This window comes from Streptomyces sp. NPDC002104 (genome assembly GCF_053593795.1).
In genome coordinates, this window is sequence record NZ_JBSFDF010000071.1 from 1 (window position 1) to 18,698 (window position 18,698).

18 protein-coding genes are annotated in these 18,698 nt (G+C 71.6%); 7 read left to right on the top strand and 11 right to left on the bottom strand.

Annotation, left to right across the window (positions count from 1 at the left end; translation table 11 throughout):
• Positions 1-41 precede the first annotated feature (41 nt).
• The 4 genes from ACWCP2_RS35090 to ACWCP2_RS35105 all read right to left on the bottom strand — a co-directional run bounded on the left by ACWCP2_RS35090 (position 42) and on the right by ACWCP2_RS35105 (position 3,477).
• Positions 42-929 carry a hypothetical protein gene (locus ACWCP2_RS35090; RefSeq protein ID WP_450912610.1) on the bottom strand — a complete coding sequence of 296 codons (888 nt, stop codon included), beginning with the start codon at positions 927-929 and terminating at the stop codon, positions 42-44.
• A 97-nt stretch (positions 930-1,026) separates the two neighbouring features.
• A complete protein-coding gene (locus ACWCP2_RS35095) occupies positions 1,027-2,022 on the bottom strand; it encodes an ABC transporter substrate-binding protein (RefSeq protein WP_450912611.1) in 996 nt (331 codons plus the stop codon).
• Between the two features lie 58 nt (positions 2,023-2,080).
• Positions 2,081-2,746 (bottom strand): ABC transporter permease, encoded by a 666-nt coding sequence (locus ACWCP2_RS35100; RefSeq protein ID WP_450912612.1) that lies wholly within the window; start codon positions 2,744-2,746, stop codon positions 2,081-2,083.
• Complete coding sequence (locus ACWCP2_RS35105; RefSeq protein ID WP_450912613.1) at positions 2,746-3,477, bottom strand: ABC transporter permease; 732 nt, start codon at positions 3,475-3,477, stop codon at positions 2,746-2,748. Before ACWCP2_RS35105 ends, ACWCP2_RS35100 begins: the two co-directional genes overlap by 1 nt.
• Positions 3,478-3,610: 133 nt before the next feature.
• On the opposite strand from ACWCP2_RS35105, the gene ACWCP2_RS35110 reads away from it, so the two are divergent.
• Entirely contained in the window at positions 3,611-4,579 is a 969-nt protein-coding gene (locus tag ACWCP2_RS35110) for an ABC transporter ATP-binding protein (RefSeq protein ID WP_450912614.1), read from the top strand.
• 21 nt (positions 4,580-4,600) lie between these two features.
• Here the strand turns inward: ACWCP2_RS35110 and ACWCP2_RS35115 are convergent, their stop codons facing one another.
• Positions 4,601-5,707 carry an alpha/beta hydrolase-fold protein gene (locus ACWCP2_RS35115; RefSeq protein WP_450912615.1) on the bottom strand — a complete coding sequence of 369 codons (1,107 nt, stop codon included), beginning with the start codon at positions 5,705-5,707 and terminating at the stop codon, positions 4,601-4,603.
• 154 nt (positions 5,708-5,861) lie between these two features.
• Between ACWCP2_RS35115 and ACWCP2_RS35120 the strand changes: the two genes are divergently transcribed.
• The 6 genes from ACWCP2_RS35120 to ACWCP2_RS35145 all read left to right on the top strand — a co-directional run bounded on the left by ACWCP2_RS35120 (position 5,862) and on the right by ACWCP2_RS35145 (position 10,894).
• Positions 5,862-7,718: a phosphatidylglycerol lysyltransferase domain-containing protein gene (locus ACWCP2_RS35120; RefSeq protein WP_450912616.1), complete on the top strand. Its 1,857-nt coding sequence runs from the start codon at positions 5,862-5,864 to the stop codon at positions 7,716-7,718.
• A gap of 157 nt (positions 7,719-7,875) precedes the next feature.
• Positions 7,876-8,781 carry a dihydropteroate synthase gene (gene folP, locus ACWCP2_RS35125; RefSeq protein ID WP_450912617.1) on the top strand — a complete coding sequence of 302 codons (906 nt, stop codon included), beginning with the start codon at positions 7,876-7,878 and terminating at the stop codon, positions 8,779-8,781.
• Positions 8,778-9,221, top strand: coding sequence for a nuclear transport factor 2 family protein (locus tag ACWCP2_RS35130; RefSeq protein ID WP_450912618.1), 444 nt, complete (start codon positions 8,778-8,780; stop codon positions 9,219-9,221). Before folP ends, ACWCP2_RS35130 begins: the two co-directional genes overlap by 4 nt.
• Before the next feature lie 142 nt (positions 9,222-9,363).
• Positions 9,364-9,723 carry a dihydroneopterin aldolase gene (gene folB, locus ACWCP2_RS35135; RefSeq protein WP_030010912.1) on the top strand — a complete coding sequence of 120 codons (360 nt, stop codon included), beginning with the start codon at positions 9,364-9,366 and terminating at the stop codon, positions 9,721-9,723.
• An 8-nt stretch (positions 9,724-9,731) separates the two neighbouring features.
• Complete coding sequence (gene folK / locus ACWCP2_RS35140) at positions 9,732-10,328, top strand: 2-amino-4-hydroxy-6-hydroxymethyldihydropteridine diphosphokinase (RefSeq protein ID WP_450912633.1); 597 nt, start codon at positions 9,732-9,734, stop codon at positions 10,326-10,328.
• A gap of 80 nt (positions 10,329-10,408) precedes the next feature.
• Complete coding sequence (locus ACWCP2_RS35145; protein ID WP_450912619.1) at positions 10,409-10,894, top strand: DUF3180 domain-containing protein; 486 nt, start codon at positions 10,409-10,411, stop codon at positions 10,892-10,894.
• A 67-nt stretch (positions 10,895-10,961) separates the two neighbouring features.
• On the opposite strand, the gene folE is transcribed toward ACWCP2_RS35145, so the two are convergent.
• The 6 genes from folE to dacB all read right to left on the bottom strand — a co-directional run bounded on the left by folE (position 10,962) and on the right by dacB (position 18,574).
• Entirely contained in the window at positions 10,962-11,570 is a 609-nt protein-coding gene (folE, locus tag ACWCP2_RS35150) for a GTP cyclohydrolase I FolE (protein WP_112449909.1), read from the bottom strand.
• A gap of 96 nt (positions 11,571-11,666) precedes the next feature.
• Positions 11,667-13,697, bottom strand: a complete 2,031-nt coding sequence (gene ftsH / locus ACWCP2_RS35155; RefSeq protein ID WP_450912620.1) for an ATP-dependent zinc metalloprotease FtsH — start codon at positions 13,695-13,697, stop codon at positions 11,667-11,669.
• Positions 13,698-13,879: 182 nt separating this feature from the next.
• Entirely contained in the window at positions 13,880-14,440 is a 561-nt protein-coding gene (gene hpt, locus ACWCP2_RS35160; protein WP_030158549.1) for a hypoxanthine phosphoribosyltransferase, read from the bottom strand.
• Between the two features lie 65 nt (positions 14,441-14,505).
• Positions 14,506-15,624, bottom strand: a complete 1,119-nt coding sequence (tilS, locus tag ACWCP2_RS35165; protein ID WP_450912621.1) for a tRNA lysidine(34) synthetase TilS — start codon at positions 15,622-15,624, stop codon at positions 14,506-14,508.
• A 231-nt stretch (positions 15,625-15,855) separates the two neighbouring features.
• Entirely contained in the window at positions 15,856-17,007 is a 1,152-nt protein-coding gene (locus ACWCP2_RS35170; RefSeq protein WP_450912622.1) for a zinc-dependent metalloprotease, read from the bottom strand.
• Positions 17,008-17,065: 58 nt separating this feature from the next.
• Positions 17,066-18,574 (bottom strand): D-alanyl-D-alanine carboxypeptidase/D-alanyl-D-alanine endopeptidase, encoded by a 1,509-nt coding sequence (gene dacB / locus ACWCP2_RS35175; protein WP_450912623.1) that lies wholly within the window; start codon positions 18,572-18,574, stop codon positions 17,066-17,068.
• Between the last annotated feature and the right edge of the window lie 124 nt (positions 18,575-18,698).

Consider the following 18,698-nt stretch of genomic DNA (forward strand, 5'->3'; position numbering starts at 1 on the left):
TCCGCAGAGCGAGAACGCGTACCAGGGGTCCACGAGGTGCGTCAGGTCGGAGCCGAAGACCTCGCAGGCCAGGGACAGCTCGAAGTGCAGCATGCGCTCGCCGGGCCGGCGAGCGCGGGGCGCGCGTGCGCCTCCAGCGCGGCGGGCTTCGCCTGGGCGCCGGGGGTGGCCGGGGCCGCTGCGGCGGAAGGGGCCGCGGCGGCGGAAGGGCCTGCTGCGGCGGAAGGAGCTGCGGAGGCGGCGGCGGTGAGAGCGCGGGCCTCGGGGGCCGTGGAGCCCGCCGGGAGGGCCGGGGAGCCGCTCCGGCCGCCCTCGGGGCCGGGCCCGGAGGCCTTGCCCTTCTTGTCGGCCAGTGCCACCAGCGCGGCATGGGCGCGGGCGAAGCCCACGGAGGTGGCGGCGCCGGCGCTGGTGCGCTCCTCGGTGACCGCGGGAAGTTCCCGGGGAGCGGCGGCGGAGGCGGCCGGGGCCGCCGCGGCCTCGATGGCCAGCAGCCGGCGTCCCTCCAGGGCGCTGGCCCGCTCCGTCTCGGCGGTGGCGTACCGGCGCAGCAGCGACGCGTGCTCCCCGCGCAGGCCCGCGAGTTCGACCCGCTTGGCGCGCAGTTTGGCGTCGAGCTTGGCGCGCAGCACCCGGGCCTCTTCGAGGTCGGATTCGAGCTCGGCTATCCGCTCGTCGGTGCGCCACTCGTCCTTGACCCGTTCGCGCCCGAGCTCGCTGACCCGGCGTCCTGCCGCCAGGTCCCACGAGCGCATGACCACGGCTCCGGCCAGCCCCGCGGCCGCGGTGAGCGTCACGAGCAGGCGCAGCGCCATGGGTTCCGCGAGGAGCCAGGCGGCGCCTGCGCCGGCGACGGACACACCGGCGACGGCGCTCGGCGTGAGCAGCCGGTGAAGTGGTTCGGGATTGCGGTGGCGTCCACGGGGCATGGCCTGAAATTTACAGGGCGTGGACAGCGCGTGGGGTAACCGCTCGGCAATCTGTTCCCGAGCGGTTACCGCACTTGGCGCACGAAAGGCGCAACTCCTACTTCTTCAGCAGGCCCTTGGACTCCAGGTAGGCCTTGGCGACATCCGCCGGCTTGGCGCGCTCGGCGTCGACCTTGCGGTTCAGCTCGACCAGATCGGCGGTGGTGAGCGCCTTGGTGACCTTGTCGAGGGCGGCCGCGACCTCGGGGGCGCCGGCGTCGTTGGCGTTGACCACCGGGAGCACGTTGTCGGCGTTCTGGAGCTTCTTGTCGTCCTCCAGCAGGACCAGGCCGAAGCTGTCGAGCGTGGCGTCCGTGGTGGTGGTCAGGACGAGCTGGTCCGTGCCGTCCTTGACCGCCTGCTTGGCCTGCGGGGTTCCGACGCCCTTGGGGTCGATGCCGGACACATCGATTCCGTACGTGGTCTTCAGCCCGGGGGCGCAGAAGGGCCGCACGGCGCATTCGTCGCCCGCCGCGATCTTCACCTTCAGGCCGGACTTGCCCAGATCGGAAAGGGTCTTGAGATTGTTCTTCGCGGCGAATTCCTTGCTCACCGCGAAGGCGTTCTGGTCGACCGCCGAGCCCGCGGGCAGCGCCTTCAGCCCCAGCGGGCCCGCCAGCTTCTCCAGGGCCGCCACCGTCGCGGTCACATCGCTGGACGCGACGGGCTTGTCCGTCGGCGCCTTGGAGCCGTTGACCTTGGCGTTGAGGAACTCCGCGAGGGTCGCCGCGTACTCCGGGACGACGTCGATCTCGCCCTTCTCCAGCGAGGGCTCGTACAGCTCGCGGTTGCTGACCGTGGTGATCGAGGTGCTGTAGCCGGCGTCCTTGAGGACCTGCGCGTACAGCTCGGCCAGCACGTTGGACTCGGTGAAGCCGGCGGCGCCGATCACCAGCTTGCCGCCCTTGCCGCCCTCGGAGGACCCGGAGGCGGCGGCGGAGGAGCCACCGTCCTTGGTCTTCTCCAGGCTGTCGCCGCCGCCGCACGCGGCGAGCGATGCGGTCAGGGCGACCGCGCCCAGGGCCGCGCCGAGGGCGCGCGTGGACTTGCTCATCTCAATCTCCTTCAAGGGGTGGGTGTACGTGTGGGGGCGTCACTCGGCGGGGCGGCGCTCAGCGGGCGGCCGCGCCCGGCAGCAGCCGGTCGGCCGCCACGAGCGCGCCCTCCACGAGCAGGGCCAGCGCGGCGACCAGCAGGGCGCCCGCGACGACCTGCGGGGTGTTGTACGTGTTGAAGCCGGCGGTGATGATCCGGCCGAGGCCGCCCTGGCCGACCATGGCGGCGATGGTGGCCGTGGCGATGACCTGGACGGCGCCCGAGCGCAGCCCCGTCATCACCAGTCCGCGGGCCAGCGGAAGTTCCACCCGCCAGAAGAGCTGGCGGCCGGACATGCCCATGCCCCGGGCGGCCTCCACGACCGAGCGGTCCACCTCGCGCATGCCCACGTAGGCGTTGGTCAGCAGGGGCGGTACGGCGAACAGGACCAGCGCGATGATGGTGGGCACGTACCCGGCGTTGCGCAGCGGGGAGACCATGAACAGCGCCAGCACCGCGAAGACCGGGACGGCCCGCCCGATGTTGGAGATGTTGACCGCGAGGCCGCCGCCCTTGCCGAGGTGGCCCAGCCACAGCCCGACCGGGAGGGCCAGGGCGCAGGCCAGTGCCAGGGCGATCCCGCTGACGTACACGTGCTCGCCGAGCCGGTGCCAGACGCCGTTCTCCCCGGACCAGTTGGCCCCGTCGGCCAGCCAGTCCCAGGCCTGTCCCAGTACGCCCATCACACTCCCCCGCTGACGTCGGCGGTACGGGCGGCCCGTCCGGCCCGCCTGGCCCGGGGCGCGCGGGTCGCCCGGGTCCACGGGGTGAGCAGCCGCTGGAGACCGAGCAGGGCCAGGTCCAGGGCGAGCGCGAGGAGCACGCACAGCACGGACGCGGTGAGCACCTGGGCCTTGAAGGAACTGTTCACGGCGGGTGCGATGAGGTTGCCGAGGCCGCCCTTGCCCACGATGGAGCCGACCGTCGTCAGCGCGACCGTGGAGACGGTCGCGATCCGTACGCCGGCCAGCAGGGCGGGCAGCGCCAGCGGCAGCTCGACCTGCCACAGCAGCCGGCCCGGGCCGTACCCCATCCCGCGCGCGGCTTCCCGTACCTCCTCGGGCACGGCTTCGAGCCCGGCCAGCACGTTGCGCACGAGGATGGTCAGCGAATACAGCACCAGGCCGGTCACCACCAGCGCCGCCGAGAGCCCGAAGAACGGCAGCAGCAGGGAGAACATGGCCAGCGAGGGCACGGTGTAGAGCAGGGTGGTGATGCCGAGGACGGGGGCCGCCCAGCGGCGGCCGCGGCGGGCCAGCAGGGCCAGCGGCAGGGCCACGGCGATGCCGATCAGCACGGACACACCGGTGATCCACAGGTGTTCGGCGGTGGCGTCGGTGAGCTCCTGGGAGCGGGACGTGACGTACTCCCAGCAGATCCAGTCGTTCGCCACCAGGCAGCTCTGCCCGGCCATCGCTCCTCACCCCCCGTCACAGACCGCACGTAGGAGCGACCATAACCCCCGGCACCGACAATGGCCGGAATCCTTCGCACGCGGGCAACACGCCCTTCACAAACGGACCCCGCGGGTAGGGAAAGATGGCGGGGTGATCCGATTCGAGCAAGTGACCAAGCGCTACCCCGACGGGACCACCGCCGTCGCGGACCTGTCCTTCGAGGTCGCCGAGGGCGAACTGGTCACCCTGGTGGGCCCCTCCGGCTGCGGCAAGACGACCACGATGAAGATGGTCAACCGGCTCATCGAGCCCACGTCCGGCCGGATCCTGCTGAACGGCGAGGACATCGCCGCCGCCGACCCGGTCGAACTGCGCCGGCGCATCGGCTACGTCATCCAGCAGGTCGGACTGTTCCCGCACAAGACGGTGCTGGAGAACACGGCCACCGTGCCGCAGCTCATCGGCACCCCGAAGGCCAAGGCCCGCGCGCGGGCCGCGGAACTCCTCGACCTGGTCGGGCTGGATCCGGCCGTCTACGGCGGCCGCTACCCGGAGCAGCTCTCCGGCGGGCAGCGCCAGCGCGTCGGCGTGGCCCGGGCGCTCGCCGCGGACCCGCCGGTGCTGCTGATGGACGAGCCGTTCGGCGCGGTGGACCCGGTGGTGCGCGAGCGGCTGCAGAACGAGTTCCTGGCGCTCCAGCAGACCGTGCGCAAAACGATCCTGCTGGTCACGCACGACCTGGAGGAGGCCGTCCGGCTCGGGGACCGCATCGCGGTCTACGGAGCGGGCACCATCGAGCAGTTCGCCCGGCCGGCCGAGGTCCTGGGCGCCCCGGCGACCGACTACGTGGCCGGCTTCGTCGGCGCCGACCGCGGTCTCAAGCGGCTCGCGGTCACCGCGGTGGCCGAGGCCGACCTGGCCGAGCCGGCCTCCGGCGAAAAGGCCCCCACCGCCGGAGTGGCGCTGGGGGCCAGTCTGCGCGAGGCGCTCGCGCTGCTGCTCCAGGAGGACTCGGGCCGGATCGGGGTCACGGATCCCGACTCCGGCGCGCTGATCGGCGTACTCACCCCCGAAGGGGTCCACCGGGCCCTGCGCCGGGCCGGCCTGCAGGAGGCCTGAGCCTCCTCCCGGAGGCCCCCGCTACGCCTGGATCCTGCCGCTCATCCACACCAGCATCGGCGGGATCTCGCGGCGCCAGGTGTTGAAGTTGTGGCCGCCGCTGTCGAGGATGATCGAGGAGACCCGGTCCGGGCCCTTGACCAGCTTGATGAACCGCTTCGTGCCGGCGAGGTTCGGCTCGCCCTTCTCGCTGCTGGTGACGAGGAACGACGTACCGGTCGGCTGCTTGGCCTTGATGGACTCCAGCACGTTCGCGCGGGCCTTCAGCTGCGCGTCCCCGTGGAAGAGGTCACCGGTCGTCGGGTCGTTCGCGGCCTCGTAGTACGCGGACAGCCCGGCGGCGGCGCCGAAGGTCTGCGGGTGGTGCGCCGTCATCTTCAGGGCGCAGTACCCGCCCGTGGAGTTGCCGATGAAGCCCATGTTCGAGGGCTTCTCGCCGACCCGGAAGGTGCTCCGGATGGCCTGCGGGAGGTCCTGGCCGTAGAAGGTCTCGGTCTGCGGGCCACCGGGTATGTCCACGCACTCGGTGTCGCGCGCGCCCGGCGTCGGACGCATCATGACCAGGATCATCGGCTTCATCTTGCCCGCCTTGGACAGGCTGAAGGCCTTCATCGGGTAGTCGAGCCCTTTGATCAGGTTCTCGGCCATGCCCGGGTACCCCGTGAGGACGATGGAGGCCGGGAAGTTCTTGTCCTTGTACTGCGGCTGGAAGTACTCCGGCGGCAGCCACACGTACCCGGGGCTCGTTATCTTCGACTTCTGGCCCGTTACGGACACCTTCAGGATCTGTCCGCCGACGGGGGGCTTGGCACCGCCGGGCACGTCGAGGTGCTGCTTGTCGACCACCTTGATGTCGTCGCTGCTCATCGAGTGGTCCACGACCTTGCCGACCGACGTCTCCTGGCCGAAGAGGTCGGCCCAGGAGCCGTAGAAGAGGAACGACTTGTTCGCGGCGAGACCGATCGCCGCGAACATCGCCAGCTGCGTCGCCAGCAGAAGGCCGATCCGGCCGACGACCGAGCGCCAGGAGCGGCCCGAGAGCTTCGGCCAGAACCACACCGTGGCCGCGAACAGCAGCACACCGGCAAGGATGGCCAGCGCCAGAACCGTATTACTGGTGAGACCCATGAGCAGTCAGTCGACTTTCTATGGCAGGACTAGTTTTTTTCTCGACGGAAGAGTGAACCCGCTCCCCTTCGATGTCGTCCTAGGGGACGCACCACCCAACGAAAGGCCCCAGCGGCCTTCGGCCACATGATCTCTCGCGGAGCAACGGGAAGCGATGTCTAGCAGGATAGATGGCGATAAGTCGGGACAGGTTCCGAAGCCTGTCAGCCGAATCCTCCGAGGCCCACGACCGGAGTCCGTCCCCGGAGTCGTGGGAACCGCCGTCACGGTCGTCGGCCTGCTGGACATCGCCGCGGGGGTCTTCCCGCGCTTCCGGCACAGCCGCATCCACGCGGTCACCGAGGTGCTGCCCGGCTCCGTCGGCCCCTTCGCCGCCGCCCTGGCCCTGAGCGCCGGCGTCCTGCTCCTGCTGCTCGCCCACGGGCTCAAGCGCCGCAAGCGCCGCGCCTGGCGGGCCGCGGTGGTGCTGCTGCCGGCGGGCGCCGTGGCGCAGTTCACGTACCGCCACTCGATCATCGGCGTGGTCATCGCGGCGGTGCTCCTGGCGCTCCTGATCCGCCACCAGAGTGAATTCAAGGCGCTGCCCGATCCGCGCAGCCGCTGGAAGGCGCTCGCCAACTTCGTGCTGATGAGCGCGGGCTCCATCGGGCTCGGCCTGGTCATCGTCAACTCGCACCCCGGCCGCGTTGTAGGCAATCCGGGTGTTTATGAACAGATCAGCCACGTCGTCTACGGGCTCTTCGGCGTCGAGGGCCCCGTCGACTACGCCGGCCGGGTGTCCTGGACCGTGGGCTACTCGCTCGGCGCACTCGGCATGCTCACCGCCGTCACCACCATCTACCTGGCCTTCCGCCCCGAGCACCCCGCCGCCCGGCTCACCGCCGACGACGAGGTCAAGCTCCGCGAGCTGCTCGCCAAGCACGGCGGCCGCGACTCACTGGGCCACTTCGCGCTCCGCCGCGACAAGGCCGTCGTCTTCTCCCCCAGCGGCAAGGCCGCCGTCACCTACCGCGTCGTCTCCGGCGTGATGCTCGCCTCCGGCGACCCGGTCGGCGACGTCGAGGCCTGGCCCGGCGCCATCGAACGGTTCATGGAGGAGGCCAAGACCCACTCCTGGACCCCCGCCGTCATGGGCTGCAGCGAGACCGGGGGCGAGGTCTGGACCCGCGAGACCGGCCTCGACGCCCTGGAGCTCGGGGACGAGGCGATCGTCGACGTCAAAGACTTCTCCCTCTCCGGCCGGGCGATGCGCAACGTCCGGCAGATGGTGAAGCGCATCGAACGCAACGGCTACACCACCAAGGTCCGCCGGGTCAGCGAGCTGACCGGGACCGAGCTGGAGCAGGTGCGCGGCGCCGCCGAGGCCTGGCGCGGCACCGACACCGAGCGCGGGTTCTCCATGGCGCTGGGCCGCGTCGGCGACCCCGGCGACGGCGACTGCTACATCGCCACCGCGCACCGCGTCGAGGAGGGCGACACCTCCCCCTTCGGCGACCTCAAGGCCGTCCTGCACTTCGTCCCCTGGGGCAAGGACGGCATGTCGCTGGAGCTGATGCGCCGCGACCGCGCCGCCGACCCCGGCATGAACGAGCTGCTGATCGTCGCCTCCCTGGAGGCCGCCCCGGCGCTCGGCATCGAGAAGGTCTCCCTGAACTTCGCGATGTTCCGCTCGGCGCTGGCCCGCGGCGAGAAGATCGGCGCCGGCCCGGTCCTGCGGATGTGGCGCAGCCTGCTGGTGTTCCTCTCGCGCTGGTTCCAGATCGAATCGCTCTACAAGTTCAACGCGAAGTTCCGCCCCCGCTGGGAGCCGCGCTTCGTGGTCTTCCGCACCACCCGGGACCTGCCCCGCATCGGCTTCGCCGCGATGCAGGCCGAGGGCTTCGTCACACTGGCCCTGCCCCGGCTGTTCGCCGCCCGCCGGCGCCCCAAGCCGGTCCGCACCTGCGCCCACCACCACGCGCAGGCCCCGGCCCTCCCGTCCCAGGCGGAGCGCGAGGTCCAGGCCGCCTGAGGGCGTGGCGCGGGGAACGGGGGAAGGGCGGGGCGCGGAGCGGCCCGCCCTTCCCCCGTTCCCCACCCGCCCACCCACCGGCCACCCGGCCGGCCGAGCACCCGGCCACCCGGCCACCCAGGGCAAGGCCAAGGCCAGGAGCCCTACCCTGGGAACCATGAACACGAACAGCGGCCCCGCCCCCAGGGGCCTGGTGACAGGCCTCCCCGACTGGGACCGCTGCGCGGTCATGGGCGTCGTCAACGTCACCCCCGACTCCTTCTCCGACGGCGGCCGCTGGTTCGACACCACCGCCGCGGTCAAGCGCGGCCTCGACCTCGTCGCCCAGGGCGCCGACCTCGTGGACGTCGGCGGCGAGTCCACCCGCCCCGGCGCCTCCCGCGTCGACGAGGAGGAGGAGCTGCGCCGGGTCGTCCCCGTCGTCCGCGGCCTCGCCTCCGAAGGGGTCGTCGTCTCCGTCGACACGATGCGCGCCTCCGTCGCCGCCCGGGCCGTCGCCGCCGGCGCCACCCTGGTCAACGACGTCAGCGGCGGCCTCGCCGACCCGGAGATGATCCCGGCCGTCGCCGCCGCCGAGGTGCCCTTCGTCGTCATGCACTGGCGCGGATTCAGCGACGGCATGAACAGCCTCGCCGTCTACGAGGACGTCCTCGCGGAGGTCACCGCGGAACTGCGCACCCGCATCGACGCCGTCGTCACCGGCGGCATCGCCCCCGAGCGTCTCCTCGTCGACCCGGGCCTGGGCTTCGCCAAGAACGCCGAGCACGACCTGGCCCTGGTCGCCCACCTCGCCGAACTGCGCGCGCTGGGCTTCCCCCTGCTGGTGGCCGCCTCGCGCAAGCGTTTCCTCGGCCGGGTGCTGGCCGGCGCCGACCACGCCTCCCCGCCGCCCGCCCGCGAACGCGACGCCGCCACCGCCGCCGTCTCCGCCCTCGCCGCCTCCCAGGGCGCCTGGGCCGTACGGGTCCACGAGGTACGGGCGAGCGCCGACGCGGTTCGGGTGGCCCGCGCCGTGGAAGGGGCACTGCGTACGACCCGTAGCAACGAGGAAGGGGCACGGTGAGCCGTACCGACATCGAATCCGTCGAAGAGGTCAACACGGCCTTCTACGAGGCCATGGAGCGGGGGGACTTCGACTCGCTGTCGGCGCTCTGGCTCGAGGACGAGATCTCCTGCGTGCACCCGGGCTGGCCGGTGCTGTCCGGACGGGGCGAAGTGCTGCGCTCCTACGCGCTGATCATGTCGCACACCGAGTACATCCAGTTCTTCCTCACCGACACCAAGGTGACCGTCCTGGGCGACACCGCGCTGGTGACGTGCACCGAGAACATCCTCAGCGGCGGGCCCGCCGAGGACGGCGGAGAACTGGGCCCGCTCGTCGGCCAGCTCGTCGTCGCCACGAATGTGTTCCGACGCACACCGGAGGGCTGGCGGCTGTGGTCGCACCACGGTTCCCCCGTCCTCACGGACTCCGACGAGGACGACGAGGAGGAGTCCTCCTGACCCCACCGTGGGGGTGCCGAGTCATTCGCGAGTAAATTCGCAGGTAAATTCGAAGATGGACGACGCCGACCGCACTCGGCTTAGGCCATGGATCCGGGGAGTCCCGGACCGGAAGCACCTACGAAAAGCAGGAGTGATTCGCGTGGATCGTGTCGCGCTGCGCGGCCTCAAGGCTCGCGGGCACCATGGCGTCTTCCCCCGGGAACGCGAGGAAGGCCAGACCTTCATCGTCGACCTGGTGCTCCACCTCGACACCCGCCCCGCGGCGGCGGGCGACGACCTGGCTAAGACCGTGCACTACGGGGTAGTCGCGGAGGAAGTCGTCGACGTGGTCCAGGGCGAGCCCGTGGACCTGATCGAGACCCTCGCCGAGCGGATCGCCCAGCAGTGCCTCAAGCACGAGGCGGTCGCCCAGGTGGAGGTCGTCGTCCACAAGCCGGACGCGCCGATCACCGTTCCCTTCGACGACGTGACCATCACGATCACACGGAGCCGCGCGTGAACAACGGAATGAAAGCCCAGAGCGACCCCACCGTCCAGCCGGTACCCGCCTCCGTGGTCGAAGCCGTCGACGCGGCGGACGTGACCCTGTCCAACCCCAAGTGGGCCGTCGTCGCGCTCGGCGCGAACCTGGGCAACCGCCTGGAGACCCTCCAGGGCGCCATCGACGCCCTCGGCGACACCCCGGGCCTCCGGGTCAAGGCCGTCTCCCCCGTCTACGAGACGGAGCCGTGGGGCGTGGAGACGGGCTCGCAGCCCTCGTACCTCAACGCGGTCATCGCGGTGAAGACCACCCTGCCGCCCGGCTCGCTGCTGGAGCGCGGGCACGCCATCGAGGAGGCCTTCGACCGCGTCCGCGAGGAGCGCTGGGGGCCCCGCACGATCGACGTCGACATCATCACCTACGCCGACGTGGTCTCCGCCGACCCGGTCCTCACCCTCCCGCACCCGCGCGCCCACCAGCGCGCCTTCGTGCTGGCCCCCTGGAACGACATCGACCCCGAAGCGCAGATCCCGGGCCACGGGCCCGTCTCCTCGCTCCTGTCGGCGGTCGGCCTCACCGGGCTCACCCAGCGCGAGGACCTGGAGCTGCGCCTCCCCGAGTGAGCCGCGCCCGCGGGGCGGCTCCGCCGACCACTTAGGATCACCGGATACGCACGCACGGAGAGCGGGAGAGGCGCACGCACGTGAAGCAACTGAAGCCGGCGGTCCTGGCGGGCATTTTCGCGATCGCCGCGGTGCTGTCCTGGGCCGGAGCCCGGCTGTGGAACGCGTACGGCACGCTCCCCGGCGTCCCGGTGGCCGCCCCGATCGTCCTCGGCGCCATCGCGGTGGTCCTGCTGGCGACGGCCCTGTCGCTGCGCTCCCGCCTGAAGGCCCAGCGCGAGCGCGCGCCGGGCGCCAAGGGCGTGGAGCCGCTGATGGCGGCCCGCGCCGTGGTCTTCGGCCAGGCCAGCGCCCTGGTCGCCGCCCTGGTCGCCGGCGCCTACGGCGGCGTCGGCGTCTTCCTCCTCACCACCGCCCTGGACGTCCCCGCCCGCCGCGACCAGACCTGGTACGCCGGCTTCTCGGTCCTGGCGGGCGCGGCGGTCGTGGCGGCGGCCCTCTTCCTGGAACACGTCCTGAAACTCCCGGACGACGAGGACGGCCCGGAGACCCCGGTACGCGCCTAGGCAGTGCCCTTGCCGCCCGGTCCTGCCACGCCGCGGCCTTCCCCGGCGCGGCAGGCGGGCGGAACGGTCAGCGCGCCATGATGAGGCTCATGGCCTCGTTGCGGGTCGCGGGGTCGCGGAGCTGGCCGCGGACGGCCGAGGTGATGGTCTTCGCGCCGGGCTTGCGGACTCCGCGCATGGTCATGCACATGTGCTCGCACTCGATGACGACGATGACCCCGCGCGGGTCCAGGATCTCCATGACCGACTCGGCGATCTGCGTCGTCAGCCGCTCCTGCACCTGCGGGCGGCGGGCGAAGACGTCCACGAGACGCGCGAGCTTCGACAGACCGGTGATCTTGCCGTCGACGGACGGGATGTAGCCGACGTGCGCCACCCCGTGGAAGGGGACGAGGTGGTGTTCACAGGTACTCATGACTTCGATGTCCTTCACGAGGACCATCTCGTCGTGGCCGAGGTCGAACGTCGTCGTCAGGACGTCCTCGGGCTTCTGGTAGAGGCCGGCGAATATCTCCTTGTACGCCCGCGCGACCCGCCCCGGAGTCGCCAGGAGCCCCTCGCGGTCCGGGTCCTCGCCGACCGCGATCAGGAGCTCGCGGACGGCCGCCTCGGCGCGCTTCTCGTCGAACTCGCCGATCGTGCCCTCGCCACCGGTCAGGGTCACTGGGTCGGTCATCTCTTCCTCGTTCCTGTCTGCGCAGTCGCCGGCGCGTAAAAGTGCCGCGCCCCCCAGGCTAGAACCTGGGGGGCGCGGCATCCATTCCGGGAGGTACTAAGCCTCCGGGTGCTCCTCCGGGGAGGGCTCCGGGGTCTTCTCCACCGAGACGGTGGCCGAAGAGGCCGACGTGCCGTTCGCCGCGTTCGTCAGCTGGAGCTCCTTGGGAGAGAGCACCGGCGGACGGGTGGACGGCGTGCGGTGCGAGGAGCCGGTCCACGCCGGGCGGGCCGGGCGCTTCACGATCGTCGAGAAGACCTCGGCGATCTGCTCCTTGTTGAGCGTCTCCTTCTCCAGGAGGGCGAGGACCAGGTTGTCGAGGACGTCGCGGTTCTCGACCAGGATCTCCCAGGCCTCGTTGTGCGCGGTCTCGATGAGCTTCTTGACCTCTTCGTCGACCAGCGCGGCAACCTCCTCCGAGTAGTCCCGCGGGTGCGACATCTCGCGGCCCAGGAACGGCTCGGTGTTGTCCCCGCCGAACTTGATCGCGCCGAGGCGCTCGGTCATGCCGTACTGGGTGACCATCGCGCGGGCCGTTGCCGTGGCCTTCTCGATGTCGTTCGCGGCGCCCGTGGTCGGGTCGTGGAAGACCAGTTCCTCGGCCGCGCGTCCGCCCAGCATGTACGCGAGCTGGTCGAGCATCTCGTTGCGCGTGGTGGAGTACTTGTCCTCGTCGGGCAGGACCATGGTGTAGCCCAGGGCCCGGCCGCGGGACAGGATGGTGATCTTGTGGACCGGGTCGGAGTTCGGGGAAGCCGCCGCGACCAGGGCGTGTCCGCCCTCGTGGTACGCGGTGATCTTCTTCTCCCGGTCCGACATGATCCGGGTCCGCTTCTGCGGGCCCGCAACGACGCGGTCGATCGCCTCGTCCAGCGCGTGGTTGTCGATCAGCTTCTGGTCCGAGCGGGCCGTGAGCAGCGCGGCCTCGTTCAGGACGTTGGCGAGATCGGCACCCGTGAAGCCGGGGGTGCGGCGGGCGACGGCGCCGAGGTCGACGTCCGGAGCGACCGGCTTGCCCTTCTGGTGGACCTTGAGGATCTCCAGACGGCCCTGCATGTCCGGACGGTCGACCGCGATCTGGCGGTCGAAGCGGCCGGGGCGCAGGAGGGCCGGGTCGAGGATGTCGGGACGGTTCGTGGCGGCGATCAGGATGACCCCGCCCTTCACGTCGAAGCCGTCCATCTCGACGAGCAGCTGGTTGAGGGTCTGCTCGCGCTCGTCGTGACCGCCGCCGAGGCCCGCACCGCGGTGCCGGCCGACGGCGTCGATCTCGTCGACGAAGACGATCGCCGGGGCGTTGGCCTTGGCCTGTTCGAACAGGTCGCGGACACGCGAGGCACCGACACCGACGAACATCTCGACGAAGTCGGAACCGGAGATCGAGTAGAAGGGGACACCGGCCTCGCCCGCGACGGCACGCGCGAGCAGGGTCTTACCGGTGCCGGGCGGGCCGTAGAGCAGCACGCCCTTGGGGATCTTGGCGCCGACGGCCTGGAACTTCGCCGGCTCCTGGAGGAACTCCTTGATCTCGTGGAGTTCCTCGACGGCCTCGTCGGAGCCCGCGACATCGGCGAACGTCGTCTTCGGGGTGTCCTTGGTGATGAGCTTGGCCTTGGACTTCCCGAAGTTCATGACCCGGGAGCCGCCGCCCTGCATCTGGTTCATCAGGAACAGGAAGACCACGACGATGAGGACGAACGGCAGCAGCGAGAGCAGCACGCTCAGGAACGGGCTGGTCTTGTCCGGCGTGACGGAGTACCCGTCAGGGATCTGACCGGCTTCGTACTTGGTCTGGAGGTTCTGGGCGAGCTGTACGCCCTGGTCCCCGATGTAGTTGGCCTGGAACTTGGTGCCGTCGTTGTCGCCGAGCTTCTGGTCCTTCTTCAGCTCGATCTTGATCATCTGGCTGTCACCGGTGGTGAGCTTGGCGCTGTCCACCTGGCCACTGTTGATCGCCTTGATGACCTCGCTGGTCTCCACCGACTTGTAGCCGCCGCCGGAGCCGACGACGTTCATCAACACGACCACGGCGAGGACGGCCAGCACGATCCACATAACCGGCCCACGGAAGTATCGCTTCACGTCCATCCATACGGGGCGCTAGGCACCCCGTCCCTCCTGCCCGTAGGTAAATGCTGCTGTGAGTAAAGACTGTTCTTCGGAATGTACCCCTGCATTGTCACCCGTGGCCTCATGGGACGGCTGACAGACCCGCCTTTCCATGCTCCAACGGCGGGAAACGCTCCAGGGTTCCCCTGTCGGGCGCTGGATCAGCCGCCGTAGACGTGGGGGGCGAGGGTGCCGACGAACGGCAGGTTGCGGTACTTCTCGGCGTAGTCGAGGCCGTAGCCGACGACGAACTCGTTCGGGATGTCGAAGCCGACCCACTTCACGTCGATCGCGACCTTGGCGGCGTCGGGCTTGCGCAGCAGCGTGACGACCTCCAGGGAGGCCGGCTGGCGGGAGCCGAGGTTCGACAGCAGCCACGACAGGGTCAGGCCCGAGTCGATGATGTCCTCGACGATCAGGACGTGCTTGTCCTTGATGTCGGTGTCCAGGTCCTTCAGGATCCGGACCACGCCCGAGGACTGGGTCCCGGCGCCGTACGAGGACACCGCCATCCAGTCCATGGTGAGCGGGGTGGACAAGGCACGCGCCAGGTCCGCCATCACCATCACCGCGCCCTTGAGGACGCCGACGATGAGCAGGTCCTTGCCCGCGTACTCCGCGTCGATCTTCGCGGCCAGCTCGGCCAGCTTCGCGTCGATCTCTTCCTTGGTGATGAGCACCGACTGGAGGTCGCTGCCCATGTCCTTCTCGTCCACCCGCATCACTTTCGTTGTCGGCTGGGGCTCCGGGGGTGACCCCGGAGGTCTCAGCCGTGTTTCAGCACCAATCAGCCCTGCCGGATGACCAGTCTGCCACCCTGCCGCTGGGCCTCGACCCGGCCGGGCAGGTTGATGGCTCCCTGACCGCGCCATCCGGTGATGAGCCGGTCGACTTCCTCGATGTGGCGGGCGAAGAGGGAACCGGCGGGGGAACCGGCGGCGACGACCGCCCGGCGCAGTACGCGGCGGCGGACCGCGGGGGGCAGGGCGTACAGCTTGGCGCACTCCAGGCGGCCGTCCTCGTCGCGTACGCCGGTCTCGGCCTCGGCGGCCCAGGCGTCCAGGGCGTCGGCGTCGTCGCGGGAGAGCTGGGCGGTGCGGGCGAGCGCCTCCACGACTCCCTTGCCGAGTGCCTTCTCGAGGGCGGGCAGTCCCTCGTGGCGCAGCCGGGAGCGGGTGTAGGCGGGGTCGAGGTTGTGCGGGTCGTCCCAGACCGACAGGGACTGGACCATGCAGGCCTTGCGGGCGGTCTGCCGGTCCACCTGGAGGAACGGCCGGCGGTAGCGGTGGCTGCGGCCGCCTCGCGCGCCGGGGTCCCCGGGGCCTCCGGAGACCTCGGCCATGCCGGAGAGCGAGCGGATGCCGGAGCCGCGGGCGAGGCCCAGCAGGACGGTTTCGGCTTGGTCGTCGCGGGTGTGGCCGAGCAGCACGGCGACGGCGCCCAGCCGGTCGGCGGCCTCGTCCAGGGCCGCGTAGCGGGCGTCGCGGGCGGCGGCTTCGGGGCCTCCGTCGCGGCCGACGCGCACGGCGACGGACTCCACGGGGCCGAGGCCCAGCGCGGTCATGCGGGAGACGACCTCGGCGGCGCGCAGGGCGGAGCCGTCCTGGAGGCCGTGGTCGACGGTGATGCCGCCGGCCCGGATTCCGAGTTTGGGGGCCTCGAAGGCGAGGGCGGAGGCGAGCGCCATGGAGTCCGCGCCGCCGGAGCAGGCCACGAGGACCAGCGGGGCGGTGCCGGGGAGGGGGTCGTGGGGGGCGGCACCGGCCGAGGAGCCGACGGTGCGGCCGGGGCGGCCGACCCGGGGTGCGGGGGTGGGAGCGGGGCGGTCAGTGAGGTCGGTGAGGACGTCGTGGAGTACGCGGCGGACCGCCAGGCGTATCGCCGCGACCGCAGGATGGGGACCCATGTCCGGTGCCCTTCGGTGGAGTTCGGTGCCTCGGAGGCGCTGGGGAGGCGTGGGAGGTGGTGTGCCGGGGTGCTGCCCGGCTCCCCCCGCGGGCGGGGGGTTGTCACTCAGAGTGCGTCGATGGTGACAGAACCGAGCCGTTCCCTGAGCATCGCACGCCCTTCCACGCCCCACGGTCCCTCGGACGGGTGACGCTGCTTCCCCCAGAGGGACATCTTTACGCCTCTGTGATCACACCTCTTCGCTTGCCTCGCTCTGCTCGCTCCCCTTGCGGTGGACGCGGGCCACCCAGTCCGCGGGCCTGGCGATCTCGGACTTGGTCGGCAGTGTGTTCGGGGAGGTCCAGACCCGGTTGAAGCCGTCCATGCCGACCTGGCCGACGACGGCGCGCACGAAGCGCTCCCCGTCGCGGTACTGGCGCAGCTTGGCGTCGAGGCCGAGGAGCTTGCGCAGGGCGGCGTCGAGCCGGCCGGCTCCGCTGGCCCTGCGCTGCTGGAACTTCTCGCGGATCTCGGAGACCGAGGGCACGACCTCGGGGCCGACCCCGTCCATGACGAAGTCGGCGTGGCCCTCCAGGAGGGACATGACGGCGGTGAGGCGGGCCAGTACCTCGCGCTGCTCGGGGGTCTGGACGAGCTCGACGAGGGAGCGGCCCTCGTCCCCGCTCTCCGCGTCGGGGCGGGCGCCGGCGAAGGACTGGGCGGCCTCGCGCAGCCGCTCCAGCACGTTCATCGGGTCCATTTCGGTGGCGCCGAGGAACGTCTGGATTTCGCCCTCCAGGTGTTCGCGGAGCCACGGGACGGCCGTGAACTGGGTACGGTGCGTCTCCTCGTGCAGGCAGACCCAGAGCCGGAAGTCGTGGGGGTCCACCTCCAGCTCCCGCTCCACGTGGACGATGTTCGGCGCGACGAGCAGCAGCCGGCCGCCCGTGGCGGAGCCCGGGAGGTCGAGGCCCGCGGGCGCGAAGGTCTCGTACTGGCCGAGCACGCGGGAGGCCAGGAAGCTGAGCAGCATGCCCAGCTCGACTCCGGTGACCTTGCCGCCGACCGCGCCGAGGACGGCGCCGCCGGGGGTGCCGGAGCGGCGGTCCTGCATCTTGCCGAGGAGGGGGGACAGGAGCTCGCGGAAGCCCGCCACGTTGGCCTTGACCCAGCCGGCCCGGTCCACGACGAGGACGGGGGTGTCGGCCGGGGTCATGCCCTCGGGCATCATCCGGGTGAACTCGCGCACGTGCCGTTCGGAGGTCTTGGCGTGCCTGCGCAGCTCCGCGACGACGGCCCGCGCCTCGTCCCGGCTCACCTCCGGACCGGGCCGCACGAGCCTGGTCGCGGTCGCCACCGCGAGGTTCCAGTCGACCATCTCCGCACCACCGAAGCTCGTCATGCGTCAACCGTACGTGGACCTCGGCGCGGGCGGGATCCCCAGGAGCCGGGCGGGATCCTCAGTTGGCGGTGGCCACGGCGGCCGCGAGCTTGTCGAGGCCCTTCTCGGCGGGGCCGGCGTCCGGGGTGTTCGCGGTCAGGAACGCGAAGGCGAGCAGTCGGCCGGTGGGGTCGACGACGGTGCCGGCCAGGGAGTTCACGCCGGTCAGGGTGCCCGTCTTGGCCCGCAGCAGGCCGGCCGCCGGGGAGGTGCCGGAGTTGCGGCCCCGCAGGGTGCCGGTGAATCCGGCGACGGGCAGTCCGGTGAGGACGGGCCGCAGCTCCGGCCGCTGCGGGTCGGCGGCCTTGGCGAGGATCGCGGTGAGCAGGCCGGCGCTGATCCTGTCGGCGCGGCCCAGCCCACTGCCGTCGGCGAAGCGGGTTCCGGCGGTGTCGACGCCGAGGGCGGCGAGTTTCGCGCCGGTGGCGCGGGCGACGCCGTCGAAGCTCGCGGGTGCTCCGCAGGCGAGGGCGGTCTGGCGGGCGAGGGCTTCGGCGATGTCGTTGTCGCTGTAGGTCAGCATCCGCTCGACGAGCCCGGCGAGCGGCGGCGACAGGGTGGCGGCGAGCGGGACGGCGCCCGTGGCGGCCTTGGCCCTGACGGGTTCGCCGGTGACCTTGACCCCGCGCTCCCCCAGCAGGGCGGCGAAGGCCCGGGCGGTGTCGCGGGAGGGGTCCGTGCTGCGCTTGACGGGGCCGGAGAAGGACTCGTCGGGGCGTCCTTCGTCGGCGGTCAGGGCCGTGACGGGCGCGAGGTTGGGATTGGCGCCGATCGGGTGCAGGACGGGGCCGGTGTAGAGCGAGTCGTCGTAGCCGAGGGACACGGAGGTGGTGCCGGCGGCCTTGAGGGCCTGCGCGGTGTCCGCGGCGAGGGCGACGAGGCTGCCGCCGGACCCGGCGGGGGCCTTCTTCCTGGCGGTGAGCGAGGGGTCGCCGCCGCCGACCAGGACGATCCGGCCGGTTCCGGCGCCCGGGGTCACGGTGGTGCGGATCCGGTGGTCGGGACCGAGGGCCGCGAGGGCGGCCGCGGCGGTGGCGATCTTGACCGTGGAGGCGGGGGTCATGGGTTCCCGGGCCCCGGACTCGAAGAGGACCGTGCCGGTGGCGGTGTCGATCACGGAGGCGCCCTGGAGGGTCCCCAGCGCGGGGTCGGCGAGCAGCGGCCGCAGGGCCGCGGCGAGGGCGCCGGGGTCCACGGCGCCTGCCTGCTTCCCGGTGCCGTCCCCTGAGCCGTCCCCGAGGCCCTCGCCCGGCCCCGCTCCGGCCGGGCGGACGCCGGCGAGCACTCCGGGGGCGCTGGGGGCGGCCCGCGGGAGCGCCGCGGCGGGGTCCGTACCGTGATCTGCGCCACCCGTACGGCTCCAGGAGGCGGCCCTGTCCCGCTCGGCCTTACGCTGGCCGGAGTCCCAGGGACCCGCGGCGGCCACCGTCGCGGCCGACAGGGCGAGGCCGGCGACGGCCGACACCGCGATGAGCTGCCATGTCTTGGCCAATGGCACCTCGGACCAGCCCCTTTCGCGATCACACATATGCGTGAGGGACACTTAACCATTGCGTCTTGCCGCGAGCATGGCACCCCACCCGGCAGGGCCGGGTCGGCCACGCACGCAGGTGAGTCGGCGCAGTCCCGAAGCAATCAAGCTGCTGAAGCTG